Source organism: Collinsella sp. BA40 (genome assembly GCF_008014645.1).
In the GTDB taxonomy this organism is placed as follows: domain Bacteria; phylum Actinomycetota; class Coriobacteriia; order Coriobacteriales; family Coriobacteriaceae; genus Collinsella.
Genome location: NZ_VOWY01000009.1, coordinates 22964 through 43689, shown reverse-complemented (window position 1 = coordinate 43689; position 20726 = coordinate 22964). Strand labels below are relative to the sequence as shown.

Genomic DNA, 20726 nt, shown 5'->3' with positions numbered 1-20726 from the left:
GGTGGACGGCACTTCGGTGCATGGAAGGGGTCCTCCCGCGGGGGAGGGCCCCTTCCTTCGTTTAAGGGGGGGGGTCGGCGGGGATCCGTTGCCTATCGCGGCCGTCGTATTGCCGCCTACACGTGCCTTCATTTGTTAAATCATCGATATGCCAGATTCAGGCAAGGTAGTTCTTGATTCAGACACTCCACTCAAGTAAAGTAGACGCTGCAAGATCGACTATTATGCGCGATATTGAAGGGCGCACTTGAATCGGGAGGATGTAATTATGAATAGAAGGTCGTTTATTGAAGCTGCGGTTGCCAGCGTGGTATTGGTCGGTTCGCTGGGGCTTATTGGCTGTGGGGGTAATCCGGGTGGCGATGCTTCGCAGGGCTCGAGCCCTGGAGTTACAGCCGGCGATGACGGTGCGTTTACCGTCGGCTTTGACCAGGCATATCCTCCGTATGGCTTTGTTGGAGACGATGGCGAGTATACCGGTTTCGATTTGGAGCTCGCAGGCGAGCTTGCCGACCGTTACGGCTGGGAACTGAAGCTCGAGCCCATCGATTGGGATGCAAAAGACACATTGCTTAATTCTGGCGCCATCGACTGCATCTGGAATGGCTTCACGATGGAGGGCCGCGAGGATGACTACACCTTCTCCGAGCCGTATATGCTGAATGCCCAGGTGGTTGTCGTGCGTGCAGACAGCGGTATCGAGAGCCTCGATGACCTTGCAGGTAAAACCGTCATCACGCAGGCTGATTCCGCTGCGGAGGCCGTTCTTGCTGATGACCGATCCGACCTTGCTGCCAGCTTTGCCTCGCTAGAGACCATCGGTGAGTACAATACTGCGTTCATGCAGCTTGAGGCTGGAGCCGTCGACGCGGTTGCGTGCGATCTTTCCATCGCTCAATACCAGCTTGCGGGCAAGGATGCTTTCTTACAGCTTGATGAGGCCCTTTCAACCGAACACTACGCTGTCGGTTTTAAGAAAGGCGATGAGCAGCGCGCACAGCAGGTGACCGATACGCTGCGTGATATGACGCAGGACGGTTTCGTCCAGAAGCTGTGCGATAAGTACGCAGTCTACGGCGTGAGCTACGAGAACTGGCAGATCAAATAACGTGCCTGTTCGATAGCATGTTCGCCCTCGGCCGATGAGCGCCGAGGGCACTTTTTGTCTTTGCCCGCTTTTCGATGAGGGTTTTTGAGAGAGGTCCCCGGTATGGCAATAGCAACGATGGCTGAAATGCTCTGCGACGGCTTTATGATCAGCGTCCAGATCTTCCTATGGACGCTTGTGGGCGCGATTCCCCTTGGTATCCCGATCGCGCTTGCGCGAGTGTCTCGCTTCCGTCCGCTCTCCTGGCTGGCGCGCGCGTATATCTCGCTGATGCGCGGTACTCCGCTCATGCTCCAGATGTTCGAGGTGTACTTCGCTCCGTACTATGTCTTCGGAATCCAGCTATCGCCGGCGTCGAAGTGGCAGGCTTGTATTATCGCGTTCATTATCAACTACGCTGCGTATTTCGCGGAAATCTATCGTTCGGGCCTGCAATCGATTCCCCGGGGGCAATACGAAGCGGCCGAGGTGCTTGGCTATTCCCATGGCCAGACGTTTACTCGCATCGTTATGCCGCAGGTTGCTAAACGCATTCTTCCCGCGATGGGCAACGAGGTGATCACGTTGGTAAAGGACACTTCCCTGGCGTTCGCGATCGGGGTGGCCGAGATGTTCTCTACGGCGAAGGCCCTGGTGGCGTCGCAGCGCAGCATGATGCCGTTCGCGATGGCGGCGGCGATGTACTGGGTATTCAACATGGCGGTCGAGTTCGTTTTGGGCCGCGCGGAGAAGAAGATGGACTACTACCATGACTAACGACATCCAAACGGAGATGCGTCCCGTAGTTCGGCTTTCAAATGCTCGTAAGGCCTTTGGCGGCTCGCAGGTGTTGAAGGATATCTCGCTCGAGGTGCTGCCCGGGGAGGTGGTGGCGATCATCGGTCCTTCTGGTGGTGGCAAGTCGACGCTCCTGCGGTGCCTGACGCTGTTGGAGCGCCTCGACGGCGGCGCGTTGTCCTATAGCGCAAAAGACGGATCGGAGATCGTCGTGGCGCGTCCGGATGGCGACGACCCTGATGCTCCGGCGGTGTATGCGGATAAGCGGGAGCTTGCGCGGGCGCGCGAGCAATTCGGCCTGGTGTTTCAGAATTTCAACTTATTTCCGCACATGACGGTGATGCAGAACGTCATGGACGCGCCGTTGGTGGTGCAGAGGCGCGGGCGTGCAGAAGTGGAGGGCCAGGCTCACGAGCTGCTGTGCAAGATGGGCCTAGAAGGCTGCGAGGAGAAAGTTCCCTGCCAGCTTTCGGGCGGCCAGCAGCAGCGCGCGAGCATCGCCCGTGCCTTGGCGCTCAATCCGCGCGCGCTGTATTTCGACGAGCCGACATCGGCGCTCGATCCAGAGCTCACTGGCGAGGTCCTGCGCGTTCTGAAGCAGCTGGCGGCCGAGGATACGACGATGGTCGTGGTGACGCACGAGATGGCGTTCGCGCGCGAGGTGGCCGACCGCGTGATATTCATGGATGGCGGCGTGACCGTGGAGGAGGGCCCTGCCGAGCAGGTTATGGGGGCTCCGAGGCACGAGCGTACGCGCGCGTTCCTGGGAAGGTTCGGGGCGTAGCCGCGTCTCGCCGCGGACACGTTCATGCATTACACTTATGCGGAATGCACTTTCGTCGAAAGGGGAGCCCCGTGGAGGCTTACAAGCAGGAGTTTATCGAGTTCATGGTCGAGTCCGACGTGCTGAAGTTTGGCGACTTCACGCTGAAGAGCGGCCGCAAGTCCCCGTTCTTCATGAACGCGGGCGCCTATGTGACGGGCGAGCAGCTCATGCGTCTGGGCGAGTACTACGCCCGCGCCATCCACGATAACTTCGGCCTGGACTTCGATGTCGTCTTCGGTCCCGCGTACAAGGGCATCCCGCTGTCCGTGGTGACCGCCATCGCCATGCATAAGCTGTACGGCAAGGAGGTCCGCTACTGCTCCGACCGCAAGGAGGTCAAGGATCACGGTGCGGATAAGGGCGGCATGCTGGGTTATGAGCTCCAGGACGGCGACCGTGTGGTGATGGTCGAGGACGTGACCACCTCCGGCAAATCCATCGATGAGACGTATCCCAAGCTCATGGACGCGGCAAACGTCGAGGTCAAGGGCCTTATCGTCTCCCTGAATCGCATGGAGGTGGGCAAGGGCGGCGTGACTACCGCCCAGAAGGAGATCGAGGCGAAGTACGGCTTCCCCGTGGCGAGCATCGTGTCGATGGCCGAGGTGACCGAGCACCTGTACAACCGTGAGGTGGCGGGCCGCGTGGTGATCGACGACGCGCTCAAGGCCGCCATCGACGCGTATTACGAGCAGTACGGCGCCCGCGTCTAAGGATGTCCGGGTTTCAGCAGGTGCGCGAGGAGGCTTGTATGAAGAGGATCGTCACCGCCGCCGTCGCGGCGCTCATGCTTACGGGAAGCCTGGCGGGCTTGGCTGGCTGCGGCACCGGTCCGTCAACGGACGAGCTCATTCGCGATGACGTTGCGAGCGAGCTCGAGCTGATCGGCGAGGACGCGGCGGCGTCGACGGATGCCATCGCGGCGAATATGGGGCAGGAGCTGGACGCCCTGGGCGTTGACGCGAAGGCGTTTGCCCAGGCATACACCGAGGGCTATTCCTATTCGATCGATGCGGTCGATGTGGACGAAGAGGCCGGCACGGCTACGGCCAGGGTGTCGATGAGCTGTAAGTCGATGGCGAAGATCCTGGCCGATTTCAAAACGGCGTTTACCGACAAGGTGAACTCCTTGGATCTGAACGGTATGACGCAAGACGACCTGTACAAGCTGGGCGGCGAGACGCTCATGGACGTCGTCGCGAAAGCCGAGCCTGAAAAGAAGACGCTCGACCTCGTCTATGCAAAGGGCGAGGACGGTGAGTGGCGCGCCGATGAGAGCGCAGCCACCGAGCTGATGGACGCCCTTAAGGGCTAACGCGGACAGCGCGGTCTAAACGATGGCGAAAAGGAAAACGGCGCCGCGGCGCCGTTTTCTTGTGAGCGCGGTGCGGGACTACGCGCGATCGAGCACGATGCGGATAAGCTCTTCGGGCGTATCGACGATGTAGTCGGCATTCGCGGCTGCGAGCTCGTCGCGCCCCCGGAATCCCCAGGAGACGCCTGCGGCCCGCATGCCCGCGTTGTGGCCGCAAAGGATGTCCACGTTCGAATCGCCTACGTAGAGCGCCCTGCCGGGCTCTGCCCCGAGCTGATCCAGAACGAAGCGCGTGATAGCGGGATCGGGCTTGGGCGCGAAGCGGTCGATGCGGCCTTGGGCCAGGGCGAAGCGGTCGGAGCCGAAGAAGCGCTCGATGAGCGGGGTCGCTGCGGCGTGGTCCTTGTTCGTGAGCACGGCCAGCGTGACCCCGGAGCGGCGTAGCTCGTCGAGCATCGCTTCGATGCCCGGGTACGGTGCGGTATGGTCCTCGCTGTGTTCGGCGTAGTAAGCGCGGAACTCGGCAAGGGCGACCTCGAACATGTGCCCATCGCCCGCGTATTCGGCGGGCATGAAACGCTCGACGAGCTTGAGCATGCCGTTGCCGACCTTGTAGCGATAACGGTCGGTTGAAAACGTGGGCCAGCCGTGCAGCTCGCAGGTGTGGTTGCCTGCCTGTGCAAGATCGTCCAGGGTGTTGAGGATGGTCCCGTCTAGATCGAAGATGACGTGCGTGAAAGCCAAGGGAGCCCCTTACTGCCCGCTATGGGGCGTGTTGCATGCGGTGTGGATAAGGCGGTGCCGCGCCGACTGGTGGCTGCACCGCACGGTCGCGCGGATGCGCGCCCTTCCATCATAACGCCCGAAGGGGAGTTCTGAACTTCTGATGCGTTTGCAGCTCTAAGGGTGGGCGGCATGCGCGAATTTGGCGATACTGTGTCACCCGAATTCATGCGGCCGGCTGCCGAGGCGGGTGCCTCCGGCGGGATGCGCGCTGCGTCGCGCGCCGATGATGCGGGGGCCTGGCAACAACATCATGACGAAAAGGAGCGAGCATGCCCCAGGGCAGGCAGGATGCGTGCGCAAAGCAAGATACAACCCATCAAGGCCATAGGGAGGGCGAGCTGCCGACGTTCTACGCCATGCTGCAGCTCAGCGTACGGGACTTGAAGGCGCTTCGCGCATCGGTTGCATGCCGCCGTTGCCACGCGCTCGTGAACCTGGCGCTGGTGGTGCGCGCCGCGTTGATCGTGGCGTGCTCGGTTGCGTTCATCTCGACGTTCGGGGCGCTGTTCGGCCCGCAGAGCTCGATTCCCGCCGTGGGCATCTTCGTCTTCATCCTGTGCGTGCGCTTCGTGGGATTCAACTACGCGCCGGAGCAGAACCTGGCGGCGATGGCGGTCCTGTTCGCCGTTCTCACGGCCGTGCCGCTGCTGGGACAGCATGCAGGGCCGTTCGCCCGCTTGGTTCTCAACGGATTGGGCCTCATGCTGGTGATGGTGGTGGCCGTCGACGATCCGCGCTTCGGCAACGGCGGAACCTACGGCTTCGGGTACGCGCTCATGGTTGGCGCCGCCTACGATGCGCCCGTGGAGCCGGCACAGGTTCCCGCGCGGCTGGCGACCATGGCGCTGGGGTTCGCGCTGTGCGCCGGGGTGTACTGGCGCTGTCGCAACCGCACGGCCGAGGCGCAGGAAGCCTGCGCCGCGGGCGCCGAGTTCCGGTATAGGACGATCGGAACGGCGCTGCGCGAGGTCTCGCTGCGCAACGAGAAGACGCGCTATCACATTCGAGCGGCGCTGGGCATCTCGCTGGCGTTTTTCGCGGGCGACGTGCTGGGCGTGAAGCGCTTGATGTGGATGGGCCTCGTGGGGTCGAGCCTGCTGACCCCGCACGGCACGGGCGTGCGCGACCGCATCTGGTGGCGCGTTGGCTTCAGCGCAGTGGGCGTCGGCCTGTTCTGCGTGGTTTACCCGGCGGCTCCGCCGCTGATCCAGGCCGTGTTCGGCATGGTGATTGGCATGTGCTGCGGACTTTCGGGCAAGTACCATTGGACCCAGGCGTTCAACACGATGGGCGCCATGTTGCTGGGCCAGACGATGTTCGGCATGGGCGGGGCGGCGTTCTGGCGTATCGCGGACAGCGTGATCGCGGGAGCCGTCGTTGCGGTGTTCTCGTTCGCGTTCAACCGCGGTATGAACCGGCTGGCCATCGACGCGGATGCGGCGTAGGGGCACATCGGAAGGATGGCGGGGCCAAGGGGCGGGGGCGCCTTCCCGGGTTGGACTGGAGGTCCGCCTGGGAAGGCGCCCCCGCGTTTTCAGGTACGTCTAGCGCGCCTGATGAGGGGCTAGCAGATACGAGGAAGCTGCGGTCCCACGAGCGTGTCGAGGATTCGCGTCGCGCCCCAGCTGCATCGGACGCGAACCAGGGGGCGCCCGGCCGGGGCGGAGCCGGTCGACCCCGTTCCCGCCTCGCGGATTTCGCCGATGATGGCCGCGTACTCGCCGTAGCGGTTGGCGCGCATGGCGGCCAGCGCGGCCTCGGCTTCGCGCGCGGGGACCACGGCCACCATCTTGCCTTCGTTTGCGACGTGCAGCACGTCGTAGCCAAGTAGGTCGCAGGCGCCGCGCACGACCGGCCGTACGGGCAGGGCGTCTTCGTCGACGACGATATCGACGCACGATGCTTCGGCGAACTCGTTGAGCGTGCTCGCGAGGCCGCCGCGCGTGGGATCGCGGAAACAGCGCGTATGCGGTGCGGCGGCGAGGACGTCGGCCACGAGGCGGTTGAGCGGCGCCGCGTCGGATTCGACGGGAGCCGAGAAGGCGAGTCCCTCGCGCTGGCTCACGACGGCGATGCCGTGGTCGCCCAGGGTGCCGCTGACTAAGACGAGGTCGCCGGGGCGGCAACGCGAGCCCGAGAGCTCGACGCCAGCGGGGAGCTCGCCGACGCCGGCGGTGTTGATGTAGATGCCGTCGGCGCCGCCGCGCTCGACGACCTTGGTGTCGCCGGTGACGATGCGGACGCCGGCCTCGCGCGCGGTCTGCATCATGGCGTGCGCGATGGCGCGCAGATCGTCGAGGGGAAATCCCTCCTCTAGGATGAAGCCGCAGGAAAGGTAGCGCACGCGCGCTCCCGAGGTCGCGACGTCGTTGACGGTGCCGCATACGGCCAGGCGGCCGATGTTGCCGCCGGGGAAGAACGCGGGCGCGACCACGAAGCTGTCGGTCGACATCGCGATGCGCCCGGTGCAGGCGAACGGCGCCACGCCGGCATCGTCGCCCGCATGGAGCTCGGGTGCATCGAATTCGGCAAGAAAGACCTCATCGATAAGACGTTTCATCAGCCGGCCGCCCGACCCGTGGCCGAGCTGGACGGTGCGGGGCGCGGTGCCGCCGCGGGATGCGTGGGACATGGGTGGCTCCTTTCGAAGGGGGCGGCGTATCGGGCGGTACGGCTGGACCGCCCAAGAGCTGTGATGGGCGTGCGCCGGGCGCAGCCGGGTTCCGGCTCCTATGGTTCACGGAAGCGGTGGGCGGCGGCGCAGCTGCCCTCGCTGGAGACCATGCAGGGACCGATGGGGTGCTCCGGCGTGCAGGAGCGGCCGAAGAGGGGGCAGGAGCCGGGGGGGAATCGCGCCGCGCAGCACGTCGCCGCAGCGGCAGCCGGGAGCGGTGCGCGCGGGTTCCGCTTCGATGTCGAATCGCTGCTGCGCGTCGAGGTCGGCGTAGGCCGATCGGATTCGCAGGCCCGAGGCGGAGACGGTCCCCAGTCCGCGCCAGACCGCGTCGACGGGCTCGAAGACCTGGTCGACCAGTTGGCGCGCCACGGGGTTGCCCCGGGGTGCGACGACGCGGCGGTAGGCGTTCTCGATGGCGGGCGCTTCGGCCGCCACCATGCGGATGAGCGTCGCGATGCCCTCCAAGATATCGACCGGCTCGAATCCGGTGACGACGCCCGGCGTGTGGAACTCGCGCGGTAGGAAGCCGAACGGATCGATGCCGGTGATGGCGGCGACATGGCCGGGCAGGATGAAGCCGTCGATGCGCGTGTCGGGATCGCGGGCGATCGCGCGGAGCGCGGGAGGCGTCGTCTTGTGGGAGCAGAGGACCGAGAAGTTCTCGAGCCCGCGCTCGCGGGCCCGAAGAATGGTGGCGGCGACGGCTGGCGCGGTGGTTTCGAAGCCCACGGCCGCGAACGCCACCTGGCGATGCGGAAGGGAGCGGGCGAGCGCGAGGGCGTCGAGCGGCGAGTAGACGACGCGCACATCGCAGCCGTCTGCCTTGCAGCGCGCGAGCGTGGTGCTGGACCCGGGGACGCGCATCAGGTCGCCGAAGGTGGCGAGCGTGACGCCATCGACTCGCGCGAGGGCGATGGCGTTGTCGAGGTTGTGGTTCGGGGTGACGCAGACCGGGCAGCCCGGCCCGGAGAGCAGGTGCACGCCCGGGGGCATGACGGAGCGGAACCCGTAGCGGCCGATATTCATCGTGTGGGTACCGCAGACCTCCATGAGGGTGATGGTCCGGTCTTCGGCGAGCCGGCCGATGGCGTCGATGAGCCGGCGGGCGAGGACGGGGTCGCGGTGGGCGCCGGGGTCGATGCCGCTCATGCGCCGAAACCCGTCGGCGCTGGTGCTTCGGGTGCGTGTTCGCCCAGGAAGTCGGACAGGTCGCGTAGGAGCTGTAGGGTCTCTTCGGCTTGATCGGGTTCGATCACCTGGATGGCGAAGCCCGTGTGGACGAGGACGTAATCGCCCGCGCGCGCGGCGGGAACCAGCCGTAGCGAGACGTCGCGCCGAACGCCGAGGGTGTCGACGACGGCGTTCTCCCCGGCTTGTACGCACACGACCTTACCGGGAACTGCCAGACACATAAGACCACCAATCGAGACGGGCGCCGTCGGCACGGGCGGCGTGGTTGCATGAACGTGCCCGATGCTAGTCCGTCTGCTCGAGGGGAGCTATGACAAGGGTTCACATGGGCCGCTGGCGAGGCGTGCCCGCGCGACCGCAGCCTGCCCGTAGGCGAGGCCGCCGTCGTTGACGGGGGCGGCGTGCGGGACAAGCGCGGTGAGGTTGCGAGCCGCGAGGCCGGTGCATACGGCGTCCAGGATGAGTCGGTTCATGAAGACCCCGCCGCCTAGGGCGACGTCGTGCACCCGCGTTCGACCACCAACCTGGCGTGCCGCCTCGCAGGCCGCATGGGCGAGCGCCCGGTGGAAGGCCAGGGCGAGGATGTCGACGTCCGCGCCCGCTGCGCGTGCATCGAGCAGTCCGCGCAGGGTCGGTGCCGGGTCGAGTACCAGGCGTGTCGATACAGGGCGCTCTCCAACGATGATTTGATTGCGGCGGGTGCTGCCTGTGTCCGCGCGCGCCGTATGCCACGCGAGCCCAAACGGCGGCAGGTCGAGGGGATGCGCTGCGGCGTCGGAGCGCCAAGCGCGCCAGGCGGCCGCTTCGAGCGCGCAGGCGGGCTCGCCCTCGTAGGTGGCATCCTCGCAGATGCCGAGCAGTGCCGAGACGGCGTCGAGCAGGCGGCCCGCGCTGGAGGTGAGGGGGCTGTTGACGCTTCGTTCCACCATGCGGAGGATGACGGCGCACGCATCGGGGCCAAGGCGATCGAGGAGGCCGGCGGCCCCGGGGTGATTGAGCAGGCCGTGGGTGTGGAGCAGCGCGACCGCGTTGCGGCGCGGGTCGCGCACGGCGGCGGCCCCGCCGGGTAGGCGCCAGGGGGCGAGCGATCCCATGCGGGCGTAGCCGTCGGTCGTGGCGAGGAGGACCTCGCCGCCCCAGATGGCGCCGTCGGTGCCCGCGCCCGTTCCGTCGAAGGCGAGTCCGACCGCGCGTACCACGTCTGGGTGCTCGGCTAGCACCGCGGCTATATGAGCGTGATGGTGCTGCACCTCCACCAGGGGCGCTCCCGTCGCGCGAGCCTGCTCGCGAGCCCACTGGCTGGCGGAATAGCTGGGATGCAGGTCGCATGCGAGCGCTCGCGGGCGCAGGTCGAAGAGCTCCTCCAGATGCATCCGAGCTCCGTGCCAGGCGTCGAGCGCGCCGCAGCCGTCCACGTTGCCGATGTGCGGGGAGAGGAAGCACGCGGCCGTCCCGTCGGGGCGTTCGCGGGTGAGCGCGAGGACCGCTTTCTGTTGGCCGCCGCAGGCGAGGATGGCCGGCAGCGGAGCGGGTGCGCCTGCAAAGGCGGCATCGGGGGCGGCGAGCGGCAGGGGTAGCGGGGCATATCCGCGTGCACGGCGCACGAGCAGGGGGCCGTCGGCGCGGGCGCGGGCCACGGAGTCGTCGGCGCGGACGAGGACGGCGCGGTCATTGCCCATGAGGGCGTCGGCCATGCCCGTGGAGACCAGATGCTCCCAGGCCGATTCGTCGTCGATCTCGATGGGCTCGGAGCCCGCGTTGCCGCTTGTCATGACGAGTGCATCGATACCGCGTCGATGGCAGGCGGCGAGCAGGAGCTGTTGCAGCGGGGTACAGGGAAGCATGACGCCCAGTTCGAGCAGGCCGGGGGCGACCGAGGGCGCGAGCGCGGCGCGCGGGTCGGCGATGGGCGCGCGGGGCAGCAGGACGATGGGACGTGCGGGCGCGCCGAGCAGCCTCGCGGCTGCATCGTCGACGCGGCAGAGTCGTCGCGCGCCGTCGAGGTGCGCGACCATGATGGCGAACGGCTTGCGCGGCCGACGTTTGCGCAGGCGCAGGGCGCGCACGGCCTCGTCGTCTGCGGCGTTGCAGGCCAGGTGGAAGCCGCCGAGCCCCTTGATGGCCATGACGCGCCCGTCGGCGAGCAGGTCGCAGCAGCGCTCGATGATGGCATCGCTCGCTGCGCGGTCGCTGCCGAGCAGCGTGTCGGTTTTGCCCGCTTCGCGCCAGGTAAGGTGCGGACCGCAGGCGAAGCATGCGTCGGGCTGCGCGTGGAAGCGGCGGTCGGCGGGGTCCGCGTACTCGGCGGCGCAGACGGTGCACAGGGGAAACGGCGCCATGGAGGTCGCGGCGCGGTCGTAGGGCAGCGCCCGCGTGATCGTGAATCGCGGTCCGCAGTTGGTGCAGTTGATGAAGGGGTAGTGGAAGCGCCTGTCGTGCTCGTCGAACAGCTCGTTCAAGCAGTCGTCGCAGATGGCGATGTCCGGCGAGACGAGGGTGGAGCGCTGCGTCTCCACGGTGGACGCGAGGATGGAGAAGCCGTGCCCGCCCGTCGCGGCGCACCGCGTTTCGGCGGACATCCCATCGAGGGCGGAGACCTCCACGTTCTCGATGCGGGCGGCGGCGGGCGCATGGGCGCGCAGCGCGCGGATGAATGACGCGAGGGCGTCGGCGGTGCCCTGCGCCTCGATGTGCACGCCGTCCCCGGCGTTGCGCACCCAGCCCGCGATATCGTGCGCGACCGCTTCTCGATAGACGAACGGGCGCATGCCGACGCCTTGGACGATGCCGGTTACATGGATGTGCACGTGAGGCATGACTGCTCCTAGCTGCGGCGCATGCGGCGGCGCGCCCGTCTTGGCTGCGCGTCGCGGGCGGGCGGATTCACGCGCGGATGGGCGCGTGCTCGATGGGATTGCGAGATGGGGCGCTACAGGTCGAGGCTCTGGTCCGTGGCGGCGCAGGTGAGCTCGCCGTGATGGACGCCGCGCAGGCCGAGGAGGCGGTCGGCGAGCTCGTACACGCGCTCGCCACGGCCTTTGAGGGCCAAGATCTCGAGGCAGTTGTGGTGGTCGAGGTGCACGTGCATGGTCGAGACGATCTCGAGGGCGTAGTCGTGCTGCACCTCGTCGAGGCGGCGCGTGAGGTCGCCGGTATGGTGGTCGTAGATCATCGTGAGCGAACCGATCACCTCGGCGTCGGGCGTGCGCTCGTCCTCTTTGACGAGGGAGGCTCGGATGAGGTCGCGGATGGCTTCGGAGCGGTTGGCCGCGTCGCCGCGCCGCGCGATCTGCGCATCGAATGCGCGTAGCAGGTCTTCGGGCACGGCTATGGAGAAGCGGGTGAGCTCGCTGGAGCCGGAGTTGTTCGGGGCCATGGCGCTACACCAGCTTCACGGTGCCGACGGCGTTGTGGTCGGCCTCGATGGCGTCCTCGTATCCCTGCAGGCCGGCGCGGGCCTCGTCCAGAGCGCGCGCGGCGTCTTCGAGCTTGCTGCCGATGCGCTCCATGCCGTAGGCGTCGACCGCGTCGAGCAACCGGCGACTCCATGTGCAGGCGAGCTCGATCGCCTCGTCCACCTGCTTCACGCTTGCTTCGAGCTGACTCGTGTTCATGCCCACGTCGTGCATGGCGCCTCCTTGGCCGTCGGGTTCAGATGAGCGTAAGTGTACCCCTCTTGCGAGCGGCGGGGTGGAGCATCGGGTACGGTGGGCCGCCCGCGGCGTCGTGCGGACATGAAAAACCCCGGCGCCCGAAGGGAGGGCGCCGGGGTGGAGGGAAGGCGGATACCGTGCGCCGCGCGGCTGCGCGGCGGGAATCTTATAGGTGGCTTTCGAGCTCGGCGAGGAGCTTGGCCTTGGGCATGGCGCCCACGGTACGGGCGATCTCCTGCCCGCCCTTGAGCATGACGAGCGTGGGGATGGACATGACCCCGTACTTCATGGCGAGATCCTGGTTCTCGTCTACGTTGCACTTGGCAACCTTGAGCTTGCCCTCGAGCTCGCCGGCGACTTCGTCGACGATGGGGGAGAGGGTGCGGCAGGGGCCGCACCAGGGCGCCCAGAAATCGACGAGCACGGGAAGCTCTTCGTCGAGCAGGCTATTGAAATTGGCCATGGTGACCTCGGTTACGTGTGCCATGGGATCCTCCGTTTGAACAGGGCGGCTGCTGCGCCGCCGCGGTGGCTTGTCTTCTCGAAGAGCGTTATACCCAAGATGCGCGGGGCGTTGCACCGGGGTTGGTGACATTGTCACGGAGGCGCGGGTAGAATGATGGGCGTTGGCAACCGTTGGCGATGGGGTGACGCGCATGACCGTATCGGGTTCTCAGAGGAAGGCCGCGCTCGCGGCGCAGGCGCGCGAGGAGCTCGACGCCCTCGCGGCGCGCGGCGTATGGATGGCGGGCAACGGCTATTCGTCCGTCGTGCTGGTGAAGGGCGAGCTCAACGAGGGCGAGCGCGCCGGCGCCGAGCTGCTGTCCGGCCGCGATGGCGACGGCCTGCGCGCGGCGCTGTCCCGCCAGGGTTTCGCGCCCGAGGACTTCTGCGGCCTGGCCGCCGTCCCGAGCCCCGGGTCCGAGCCGACGGCGGATGCCGCCCGCGGCGGCGACGGCGTGCTTCCGGTGGAGCTGTTCCGCGAGGCGCTCGAGGCGCTCGATCCCGAGGCGGTGATCCTGCTGGACACCACGGCGATCGGCCTCATGCGCGAGGCGTACGCCGACGCGCTGGCGGCGATCGAGGATTTCGATACCGCCATGCTCACGCCCGGGCGCATCGCGCCGGTGCTGGGCCGTCGCGTGCTGCCGCTCGACGGCTTCGAGGCCGCGTTGGGAAATCCCGAGGACAAGCGCCGCATGTGGCATTATCTCCAGCGGCTCAAACCCGCCGCCGCGCCGTACTAGGGACGCCCGCCCGTATTCTTCGTGAGCCGCGTCACCTGTCTTGTCAGCTGTAAAGACTGGTGCCATACTTTCCCCAACATAAACGGGCGCGCTGTGCCGCGGCGCGCCGCAGGGAAGAGGGAACGTATGACCCAGCAAAAAACCTTGGAAATCTGCGAGCGCATCGCTCGGCTGAAGCAGGAGCGCGACGCGGTGATCCTGGCGCACTACTATGTGGACCCCGCGGTGCAGGCTGCAGCGGATTACGTGGGCGATTCGTTCTACCTCGCAAAGCTCGCCGTCTCGCTCCCCCAGCAGGTCATCGTGTTGTGCGGCGTGGAGTTCATGGGCGAGAGCGTGAAGCTGCTCAACCCCGCCAAGACGGTCCTGCTGCCCGAGCCGCTCGCCGACTGCCCCATGGCGCACATGGTGGAGCGGGCGACGGTCGAGGCGGCGCGCGCGGAATACGGAGACGACCTGGCGGTTGCCTGCTACGTCAACTCCACCGTGGAGATCAAGTCGTGGAGCGACGTTTGCGTGACCTCGTCGAACGCCGTGAAGATCGTGTCCGAGTTGCCGCAGCGCCACGTGCTGTTCATCCCCGATCGCAATCTGGGCCGCTATGTGGCCGAGCAGGTCCCCGGCAAGCACATCATCTTGAATAAGGGCTACTGCCCGCGGCACGAGGACGTCTCGCTGGACGAGCTGCTTGCACTGAAGGCCGAGCATCCGCATGCCGAGGTGCTGGCACACCCCGAGTGCACCGCCGCGGTGCTCGAGCAGGCGAGCTACATCGGCGCGACCTCGGGCATCATCGCCCGCGCCGAGGCGAGCGAGGCCGAGGAGTTCATCGTGGTCACCGTGCGCGGCGTGCTGCACGAGCTCGAGCGCCGCTGCCCCGGGAAGCGCTTCTTCTTCACCAAGACGCCGCCCACGTGCCGCGATATGGATATGGTCACCCTCGAGAAGGTGGCGGCGTGCTTGGAGACGGGCTCGGGCGAGGTGGCGGTGGACGCCGCTGCGGCTCCGCAAGCCAAGCTCACGCTCGACCGCATGCTCGAATACGCGGCGCGCTAGGAGGCTCGAATGGATGCGACGGAACGCATGGATCGGGGCACGGCTCCGGCAAGCGCCGGCGGATACCGGGATCTGACATGCGACGTGGTGATCGCGGGCTGCGGGGTGGCGGGCCTGTACGCCGCCCTCAGCCTGCCGGCCGATTGCAACGTGGTGATGTTGTCGAAGGGCGCCGTGGAGGAATGCGATTCCATGCTGGCGCAGGGAGGCATCTGCGTGCTGCCCGAGGCTGGCGACTACGACTCGTTTTTCGAGGACACGCTGCGCGCGGGACACTACGAGAACCGCCGGGAGAGCGTGGATATCATGATCCGCTCGTCGCGCGCGGTCATCAACGACCTCGTGGCGCTGGGCGTGGCGTTCAACCGCGAGGCCGACGGCGGCCTGGCGTTTACGCGCGAGGGCGCGCATGCCCGCCCGCGCATCGTGTTCCACCAGGATGTTACGGGCGAGGCCATCACCACGGCGTTGCTGGCGCAGGTGCGCCGGCTCGGCAACGTGCGCATCCTGGAGCACGCGGCCATGGTGGACCTGCTGGTCGAGGACGGTGCGTGCGCCGGCGTGCGCGTGCGCGCGGTGAGCGAGGCCGAGTCGGAGCGGACCGTGGACGAGCTGCTGGTAGGCGAAGCCGGCGCGTGCACCTTCGACGTGCGCGCGGGCGCCACGATCCTGGCGACGGGCGGCATAGGCGGCGTGTACCAGCATTCGACCAACTTCCCGCAGCTCACGGGTGACGCCATCTACCTGTCGTCGAAATACGGCATCGAGAACGAGCACCTCGATTACGTGCAGATCCATCCCACGGGCCTGTATTCGCCCGAGCCCGGGCGGGCGTTCCTCATCTCGGAGAGCTGCCGCGGCGAGGGCGCGATCCTGCTCAACCATGCAGGCGAGCGCTTTACCGATGAGCTGCAGCCGCGCGACGTGGTGGCCGCGGCCATGCGCGAGGAGATGCGCGCCGAGGGCGTCGATCACGAGTGGCTGTCCTTCGCCCCGGTCGATCCCGAGGTCGTGCGCGACCACTTCGCCAATATTCGCCAGCGCTGCTTGGACGAGGGGCGCGACATCCTGGAAGAGCCCATCCCCGTGGTGCCCACCCAGCACTACTTCATGGGCGGTATCCACGTGGACCGCGATTCGGCCACGAGCATGCCGCGGCTGTATGCGGCGGGAGAGACGAGCTGCAACGGCGTGCACGGCGCCAACCGCCTGGCGAGTAACAGCTTGCTGGAGGCGCTGGTGTTCGCGGCGCGGGCCGCGCATCGGATCGCCACGGGCGAGTCGCTTGCGGTGCCCGCGGTGGGCGAGCCGGCGCTCGACGGCGTGCATCGGCGCGGCGGCGCGTATGAAAGCGCGATGGACGTGCTTTGCGGCGCGAGCGGGTGCGTCGCCGCGCGCGGCTAACGGGTTCCGCGCGGCCGTGGATGCCGAGCGGGGGCAAGCGAGTATGGGATCAGTTGGGGCGTTGAGGAGCGAGTATGAACCCTATCACCATGAATCTAGTCGTTGACGAGGCGATTCGCCGGGCGTTGCAAGAAGACATCACGAGCGAGGACATCAGCACGATGTCCGTGTGCCCCGAGGCGCGTCCCGCCGAGGTGCAGCTCATAGCCAAGCAGGAGGGCGTGATCGCGGGCCTGGGCGTCTTCGAGCGGGCGTTTACCCTGCTCGACCCGGCCACGCGAATCGAGGCACGTGTAGCCGACGGCGACCGCGTGGAGCCCGGGCAGCTGCTCGCCATGGTGTACGGCGATGCGCGCGTGCTGCTGTCGGGCGAGCGGGTGGCGCTCAATTATCTGCAGCGTATGAGCGGCGTGGCCACGTATACGCGTCGAATGGCCGATGTGCTCGAGGGCACGGGGACGCTGCTTGCCGACACGCGCAAGACCACGCCGGGGATGCGCATCTTCGAGAAGGAGGCCGTGCGGCTGGGCGGCGGCGCCAACCACCGGTACAACCTGTCGAGCGCGGTCATGCTGAAGGACAACCATATCGACGCGGCGGGCGGCATCGCCGCCGCGGTTGCGGGCGCTCGCGCGCGCGCTTCGTTTACCTGCACCGTCGAGGTCGAGTGCGAGACGCTCGAGATGGTGCGCGAGGCGCTCGATGCGGGTGCCGACATCATCATGCTGGACAACATGGGTCGCGACCAGATGGCCGAGGCGATCGAGGTGATCGACGGGCGCGCCCTGGTGGAGGCATCGGGCAACGTTGACCTGGAGCGCATTCGCGAGCTGGCCGACTTGGGCGTAGACGTGATCTCGTCCGGCGCGCTCACGCATTCAGCTGGGATTCTGGACCTGTCGCTCAAACACCTGCGGATGCTGGACGAGGGTGCGCAGGGGGACGGGCGATGACGGTGCACGCCGCCGCCGGTGACGCCGCGACGGGCCCGGGCCGGAGCGCACCCGCGCCGATGCCGGGTCGCGAGCGTCGTGCCGCGCTGATCGGCGAGCTGCAAGGTGCGAGCGCCCCGGTGTCGGGTAGCGCGCTGGCACGGTCGCTTGGCGTGAGCCGCCAGGTTATCGTGCAGGATATCGCCCTGTTGCGCGCGAACGGGCATGACGTGGTGGCTACGGCGCGGGGTTACGTGCTGCGCGCCGGCGCGCGCGAAGAGCTGCCGACGCGCCTGGTGAAGGTGCACCATACGGTGGACGAGGTTGCAGACGAGCTCAACACCATCGTGGACTTGGGTGGAGTCGTGACGAACGTGCTGGTCAACCATCGCGTATATGGCAAGATCACGGCCGACTTGGACATCAAGAGCAGGCGGGATGTGGCTCGCTACGTATCCGATATCGCCGCGGGAAAGAGTTTTCCGCTTATGACGGTGACAAGCGGCTACCACTTTCACCGTATCGCGGCCGAGTCCGAGGAGGCCCTCGACGAGATCGAGCTGCAGCTGGCCGAGCGCGGCTACCTGGCCGAGGTCATGCCGTACGAGGACGATCTAGAGTAGGCGCTGCGTCTGGGGCATCTGCGTCGTGCGTCCCCGACCGTCTATGGCGAAGCAACCGCCGGGGAAAGGTGGCCGTCGGGGAAGGCTGGCGACGAGTAAAGCGGGCGCCGGGGAAGGCTGGCGGCGGGAAGGCGGTTGCCGGGAAGGGCGGGCGCCGGGGAAGGTGGCCGTCGAGTAAAGAAAAAGCCACTCGAGCCGTTTGAGCTCGAGTGGCTTTCTTTTTGAGTATGCGCGGGCGCTTACTCGTCAACGATCTCGGTGATCGCGCCGGCGGGGCAGGCGTCCTGGCAGGCGCCGCAGGCCACGCAGGAGTCCTCGTCGGCCACGGTGGCGACGTCGTTCAGCTCGAGAACGCCAGCGGGGCAGGCGTCAACGCAAACGCCACAAGCGATGCACTCGTCGGCATCAATTACGGGATGAGCCATGGTAGTTTCCTCTCTGTTGTGCCCGATGCGAATAGGCGAATGAGCATCGGGTGTTCGGCAAAAATATACCGTGCCGCCCATGGTTTGCAACCCTTTGGTCGCTGTTTTACATGCCATTCGCCGAGTAAGCCTCGGTTGACGGCCAGATACGTCCGCGCTATCGCGTCCCGTACGGTAAAAGTCGTGAGACACCGCGAGGCGCACGGCGGCCGCGGCGCGTTCGATCGTGCCCCAGCTGCAGCGCGTCCGATCGTGCCCCAGCTGCAGCGCGTCTGTCGGGAGGTTTTTAGCGAAGGGGAGCCGTTGCCGCGCATTCCTGACGTTTGGGAAAACGGCCGCGCGCCTCCAGGGAGGTTTTAGTTCGATGCGGGCTGGATGGCGTGGATTTGTGACGGTAGGTGCCTTCGCCCGCGAAATCCTGACTCGGGCAAAGGCGACGAGGCCCCTAGGCGAGAGAAAAGCGCGGGGTTGTTGTGCTTGCGGGAGGAAAACGGCGTGCAGCCTGGTTTGTTCGCTGATGTATGACGGCAAGGGGGATTGCATCGAGGCGTGCTGGGAGCTTTTCTGCTGGGCGGGCATTTCTGCACCGTTTTCCGACTATGCCGCGGGGCGCCGACAAAGACCGCGGCGCATGGCCCACGAGGGCACGGTCCGTTCGGGCGCGGCTCGTTTGAGCGCGCGGCCCGCTGGGGAGCCGCCCGTTCGAGCGCGGCCCGCCACCGCGCGGCCCGCTGGGGAGCCGCCTGTTCGAGCACGGTCCGCTCGGGAGCCGCCTGTTCGGGCGTGGTTCGCTCGGGAACCGCCTGTTCGGGCGCGACCCGTTTGAGCGCGGTCCGCTCGGGAGTCGCCTGTTCGGGCGCGGCCCGTTTGAGCGCCGTCCGCTATGGACGCATCGCTTCGGTGTTCGAAACCAGAAGCCGCCGCGATCGCTGGCACGCGGCGGCAGTGCGGACGAAAGAAATGATATTGCAGTGAATATTTGGGTGGATGAGCTCGCAGTCAACGGAGATGGGTCGCATGATCACGGTGCTTGCCAGGGGTGTTAGCGGCACTCGGGCAAGAGGTCACTCCTTTCGGAGCTTTTTGTTAGCAAGAATACGATGGCCATCCATTTCGTGCCGTATCGTGCGCCTTCACCGAGAAGGGGGTCGATATGCGGATGACGGAACGGGAGCGGGCGCTCGAGGAGCGGTTTGAGGAAGCCGAGCGGATGGGGTTGTTGCTGTGGCCCGAATCCAACGCGGAGTTGAAGGCGCTGTCGCGGCGTGTTCAATCCGGCCGAGTGGTGCGTCCGTGGACGGGGATGTACGCGCGGGAGGGTTTTTGGGAAACAATGGACGGCCAGGAGCGCAAAAGGGCGGTCTGCATTCTTAAGACGAGAGCGCTTATGTGGCCGGGCACCGTGTATTGCGGGGTGTCGGCGGCGGTGCTGCACGGCTTGTGGGTCTCTCATGCGCTGCTTGGCCAGATTCATATTCTTTCGGCTCGAACCCGGGGGGGCGGATCGGTTGGTTTTTCAGGTCGGCGCGCTGCCGCCGAGGACGGGGATGCCGATGCTGCACGTACGGTGTTTCGTGCCGCCGTGGCCGGTCAAACGGTAGAGGTGCAGGGCTGCCGTGCAACCGATATCGTCAGCACGTTGATAGATTGCGCGATACGATTGCCGTTGCATGAGGCGCTGCCGCTGTTTGACTGCGCGCTGCGGTACCGCCTTGTCGAGAAGGACGAGCTGTTGCGGTTCCTCAATCGGTGCAATTTCAGGGGGATTCGGGCAGAGCGGGCATTTCAGGCGATCGCGTATGCGGACGGCAGGTCGGAAAATGGCGGCGAGTCCCTGGTAAGGGGGCTCATTTACGAGTTGGGATACATGCCTCCGCACGAGCTGCAGATGGAGCTGGAAGACCCAATCGACGAGGGGCAGACGATGCGGGCCGACCAGTTTTGGGATTTGCCGGAAGGCGGGGTGGTTGGTGAAGTCGACGGGTTGGGCAAGTACCGTGAAGGTGCGTTGCAGGAGCTGGTTAAAGAGCGGCGGCGTGAATCGCACATCGCGGCGCTCGGCTATCGCGTGATGAGGATTCAATTTGCGCGTGTATTTGAACCTGGTTATTTGGAGGGATTGCTGAAAGCGTTCGGCATTCCGCGGCGAGAAGGCGATGTGTTGGACGCGGGATCCCGGTCGGTCGAGTAGCGGGCTGCGAACGTGAGGACGCCTTGCTGGGAGGTTTTTCGCGCGAAGGCGATTTCGGCGCGAATTCCTGACGGGAGGGGTCCGGTCGCCTGGCCTGCCGGGAGGTTTTCGGATGGGATTGCCTTCCTGCGCGGATTCCTGACGTTTGGGATCCGGCCGCCTGGTCTGCCGGGAGGATTTGGGGTGAGACGGCCCGTCTGCGCGGATTCCTGACGGCAGCGGGTTTCGCCCGCGGTTTCCTGTCGCGTGGAGGCACTTCGGGGCCGCGCTGGCGGGAGGAAAGCGCGGGATGTCTTGGCTCCCGGGAGGAATGCCGCGAACGGTGGGGCTGCGGCGCGGGTTCCTGACGGGAGGGGCCCGGTCGACTGGCCTGCCGGGAGGATTTGGGACGAGACGGCCCGTCTGCGCGGATTCCTGACGGAAAAAATGCTGCCGCGCCTGCCGGGAGGTTTTCGGATGGGAGTGCCCGTCTGCGCGGATTCCTGACGGCGGGTGCTTAGCGGCGCAGGGCCGTC

20 protein-coding genes and 2 pseudogenes are annotated in these 20726 nt (G+C 66.5%); 12 read left to right on the top strand and 10 right to left on the bottom strand.

Going from position 1 to position 20726, the window contains the following annotated elements:
* Nucleotides 1–268: 268 nt before the first annotated feature.
* The 5 genes from E4J93_RS03925 to E4J93_RS03905 all read left to right on the top strand — a co-directional run bounded on the left by E4J93_RS03925 (nt 269) and on the right by E4J93_RS03905 (nt 4026).
* Nucleotides 269–1108 (top strand): transporter substrate-binding domain-containing protein, encoded by an 840-nt coding sequence (locus E4J93_RS03925; RefSeq protein ID WP_147588175.1) that lies wholly within the window; start codon nt 269–271, stop codon nt 1106–1108.
* 102 nt (nt 1109–1210) lie between these two features.
* Nucleotides 1211–1864, top strand: coding sequence for an amino acid ABC transporter permease (locus E4J93_RS03920; protein WP_147588174.1), 654 nt, complete (start codon nt 1211–1213; stop codon nt 1862–1864).
* Between the two features lie 16 nt (nt 1865–1880).
* A complete protein-coding gene (locus E4J93_RS03915; RefSeq protein WP_147588180.1) occupies nt 1881–2669 on the top strand; it encodes an amino acid ABC transporter ATP-binding protein in 789 nt (262 codons plus the stop codon).
* A 71-nt stretch (nt 2670–2740) separates the two neighbouring features.
* Nucleotides 2741–3424, top strand: a complete 684-nt coding sequence (gene pyrE, locus E4J93_RS03910; RefSeq protein ID WP_147588173.1) for an orotate phosphoribosyltransferase — start codon at nt 2741–2743, stop codon at nt 3422–3424.
* A gap of 38 nt (nt 3425–3462) precedes the next feature.
* Entirely contained in the window at nt 3463–4026 is a 564-nt protein-coding gene (locus E4J93_RS03905) for a hypothetical protein (protein WP_147588172.1), read from the top strand.
* A 78-nt stretch (nt 4027–4104) separates the two neighbouring features.
* On the opposite strand, the gene E4J93_RS03900 is transcribed toward E4J93_RS03905, so the two are convergent.
* Nucleotides 4105–4770 (bottom strand): HAD family hydrolase, encoded by a 666-nt coding sequence (locus E4J93_RS03900; protein ID WP_147588171.1) that lies wholly within the window; start codon nt 4768–4770, stop codon nt 4105–4107.
* Nucleotides 4771–5081: 311 nt separating this feature from the next.
* Here E4J93_RS03900 and E4J93_RS03895 point away from each other — a divergent pair, with 311 nt between their 5' ends.
* Nucleotides 5082–6257 carry an FUSC family protein gene (locus E4J93_RS03895; RefSeq protein ID WP_147588170.1) on the top strand — a complete coding sequence of 392 codons (1176 nt, stop codon included), beginning with the start codon at nt 5082–5084 and terminating at the stop codon, nt 6255–6257.
* A gap of 119 nt (nt 6258–6376) precedes the next feature.
* Here the strand turns inward: E4J93_RS03895 and hypE are convergent, their stop codons facing one another.
* The 8 genes and pseudogenes from hypE to trxA form a co-directional block, all read right to left on the bottom strand.
* Nucleotides 6377–7444, bottom strand: a complete 1068-nt coding sequence (gene hypE / locus E4J93_RS03890; RefSeq protein ID WP_147588169.1) for a hydrogenase expression/formation protein HypE — start codon at nt 7442–7444, stop codon at nt 6377–6379.
* Between the two features lie 98 nt (nt 7445–7542).
* A pseudogene (locus E4J93_RS08280) lies at nt 7543–7635 on the bottom strand (hypothetical protein); the annotation flags it as partial.
* A 76-nt stretch (nt 7636–7711) separates the two neighbouring features.
* A pseudogene (gene hypD / locus E4J93_RS03885) lies at nt 7712–8539 on the bottom strand (hydrogenase formation protein HypD); the annotation flags it as partial.
* 95 nt (nt 8540–8634) lie between these two features.
* Nucleotides 8635–8901: a HypC/HybG/HupF family hydrogenase formation chaperone gene (locus E4J93_RS03880; RefSeq protein ID WP_147588168.1), complete on the bottom strand. Its 267-nt coding sequence runs from the start codon at nt 8899–8901 to the stop codon at nt 8635–8637.
* Between the two features lie 87 nt (nt 8902–8988).
* Nucleotides 8989–11496, bottom strand: a complete 2508-nt coding sequence (gene hypF, locus E4J93_RS03875) for a carbamoyltransferase HypF (protein WP_147588167.1) — start codon at nt 11494–11496, stop codon at nt 8989–8991.
* A 113-nt stretch (nt 11497–11609) separates the two neighbouring features.
* Complete coding sequence (nikR, locus tag E4J93_RS03870; RefSeq protein ID WP_147588166.1) at nt 11610–12056, bottom strand: nickel-responsive transcriptional regulator NikR; 447 nt, start codon at nt 12054–12056, stop codon at nt 11610–11612.
* 4 nt (nt 12057–12060) lie between these two features.
* Nucleotides 12061–12309, bottom strand: a complete 249-nt coding sequence (locus E4J93_RS03865) for a hypothetical protein (protein ID WP_147588165.1) — start codon at nt 12307–12309, stop codon at nt 12061–12063.
* A 190-nt stretch (nt 12310–12499) separates the two neighbouring features.
* Nucleotides 12500–12820 carry a thioredoxin gene (gene trxA, locus E4J93_RS03860; RefSeq protein WP_147588164.1) on the bottom strand — a complete coding sequence of 107 codons (321 nt, stop codon included), beginning with the start codon at nt 12818–12820 and terminating at the stop codon, nt 12500–12502.
* A gap of 169 nt (nt 12821–12989) precedes the next feature.
* Here trxA and E4J93_RS03855 point away from each other — a divergent pair, with 169 nt between their 5' ends.
* From E4J93_RS03855 to E4J93_RS03835, 5 genes are all read left to right on the top strand, one after another.
* On the top strand, nt 12990–13580 hold the full coding sequence (locus tag E4J93_RS03855) for a hypothetical protein (protein ID WP_147588163.1): 591 nt from the start codon (nt 12990–12992) through the stop codon (nt 13578–13580).
* A 126-nt stretch (nt 13581–13706) separates the two neighbouring features.
* Nucleotides 13707–14636: a quinolinate synthase NadA gene (nadA, locus tag E4J93_RS03850; RefSeq protein ID WP_187231596.1), complete on the top strand. Its 930-nt coding sequence runs from the start codon at nt 13707–13709 to the stop codon at nt 14634–14636.
* 9 nt (nt 14637–14645) lie between these two features.
* A complete protein-coding gene (locus E4J93_RS03845; RefSeq protein WP_255431907.1) occupies nt 14646–16040 on the top strand; it encodes an L-aspartate oxidase in 1395 nt (464 codons plus the stop codon).
* A gap of 74 nt (nt 16041–16114) precedes the next feature.
* Nucleotides 16115–16993 carry a carboxylating nicotinate-nucleotide diphosphorylase gene (gene nadC / locus E4J93_RS03840; protein ID WP_147588162.1) on the top strand — a complete coding sequence of 293 codons (879 nt, stop codon included), beginning with the start codon at nt 16115–16117 and terminating at the stop codon, nt 16991–16993.
* Nucleotides 16994–17052: 59 nt separating this feature from the next.
* Nucleotides 17053–17595, top strand: a complete 543-nt coding sequence (locus E4J93_RS03835) for a transcription repressor NadR (protein ID WP_147588177.1) — start codon at nt 17053–17055, stop codon at nt 17593–17595.
* A 239-nt stretch (nt 17596–17834) separates the two neighbouring features.
* Here the strand turns inward: E4J93_RS03835 and E4J93_RS03830 are convergent, their stop codons facing one another.
* Nucleotides 17835–18020, bottom strand: a complete 186-nt coding sequence (locus E4J93_RS03830; protein ID WP_009141142.1) for a DUF362 domain-containing protein — start codon at nt 18018–18020, stop codon at nt 17835–17837.
* Nucleotides 18021–19173: 1153 nt separating this feature from the next.
* Here E4J93_RS03830 and E4J93_RS03825 point away from each other — a divergent pair.
* Nucleotides 19174–20211 carry a hypothetical protein gene (locus tag E4J93_RS03825; protein ID WP_147588161.1) on the top strand — a complete coding sequence of 346 codons (1038 nt, stop codon included), beginning with the start codon at nt 19174–19176 and terminating at the stop codon, nt 20209–20211.
* Nucleotides 20212–20726 lie beyond the last annotated feature (515 nt).

Coding starts and splice junctions, on each gene's coding strand:
- E4J93_RS03880 (WP_147588168.1), bottom strand. CDS start 8,901: ATGTGTCTGGCAGTTCCCGGTAAGGTCGTGTGCGTACAAGCCGGGGAG.
- nadA (WP_187231596.1), top strand. CDS start 13,707: ATGACCCAGCAAAAAACCTTGGAAATCTGCGAGCGCATCGCTCGGCTG.
- trxA (WP_147588164.1), bottom strand. CDS start 12,820: ATGGCACACGTAACCGAGGTCACCATGGCCAATTTCAATAGCCTGCTC.
- E4J93_RS03905 (WP_147588172.1), top strand. CDS start 3,463: ATGAAGAGGATCGTCACCGCCGCCGTCGCGGCGCTCATGCTTACGGGA.
- E4J93_RS03835 (WP_147588177.1), top strand. CDS start 17,053: ATGCCGGGTCGCGAGCGTCGTGCCGCGCTGATCGGCGAGCTGCAAGGT.
- hypE (WP_147588169.1), bottom strand. CDS start 7,444: ATGTCCCACGCATCCCGCGGCGGCACCGCGCCCCGCACCGTCCAGCTC.
- E4J93_RS03915 (WP_147588180.1), top strand. CDS start 1,881: ATGCGTCCCGTAGTTCGGCTTTCAAATGCTCGTAAGGCCTTTGGCGGC.
- nadC (WP_147588162.1), top strand. CDS start 16,115: ATGAACCCTATCACCATGAATCTAGTCGTTGACGAGGCGATTCGCCGG.
- E4J93_RS03920 (WP_147588174.1), top strand. CDS start 1,211: ATGGCAATAGCAACGATGGCTGAAATGCTCTGCGACGGCTTTATGATC.
- E4J93_RS03825 (WP_147588161.1), top strand. CDS start 19,174: ATGCGGATGACGGAACGGGAGCGGGCGCTCGAGGAGCGGTTTGAGGAA.
- hypF (WP_147588167.1), bottom strand. CDS start 11,496: ATGCCTCACGTGCACATCCATGTAACCGGCATCGTCCAAGGCGTCGGC.
- E4J93_RS03855 (WP_147588163.1), top strand. CDS start 12,990: ATGACCGTATCGGGTTCTCAGAGGAAGGCCGCGCTCGCGGCGCAGGCG.
- nikR (WP_147588166.1), bottom strand. CDS start 12,056: ATGGCCCCGAACAACTCCGGCTCCAGCGAGCTCACCCGCTTCTCCATA.
- E4J93_RS03865 (WP_147588165.1), bottom strand. CDS start 12,309: ATGCACGACGTGGGCATGAACACGAGTCAGCTCGAAGCAAGCGTGAAG.
- E4J93_RS03895 (WP_147588170.1), top strand. CDS start 5,082: ATGCCCCAGGGCAGGCAGGATGCGTGCGCAAAGCAAGATACAACCCAT.
- E4J93_RS03925 (WP_147588175.1), top strand. CDS start 269: ATGAATAGAAGGTCGTTTATTGAAGCTGCGGTTGCCAGCGTGGTATTG.
- E4J93_RS03845 (WP_255431907.1), top strand. CDS start 14,646: ATGGATGCGACGGAACGCATGGATCGGGGCACGGCTCCGGCAAGCGCC.
- E4J93_RS03830 (WP_009141142.1), bottom strand. CDS start 18,020: ATGGCTCATCCCGTAATTGATGCCGACGAGTGCATCGCTTGTGGCGTT.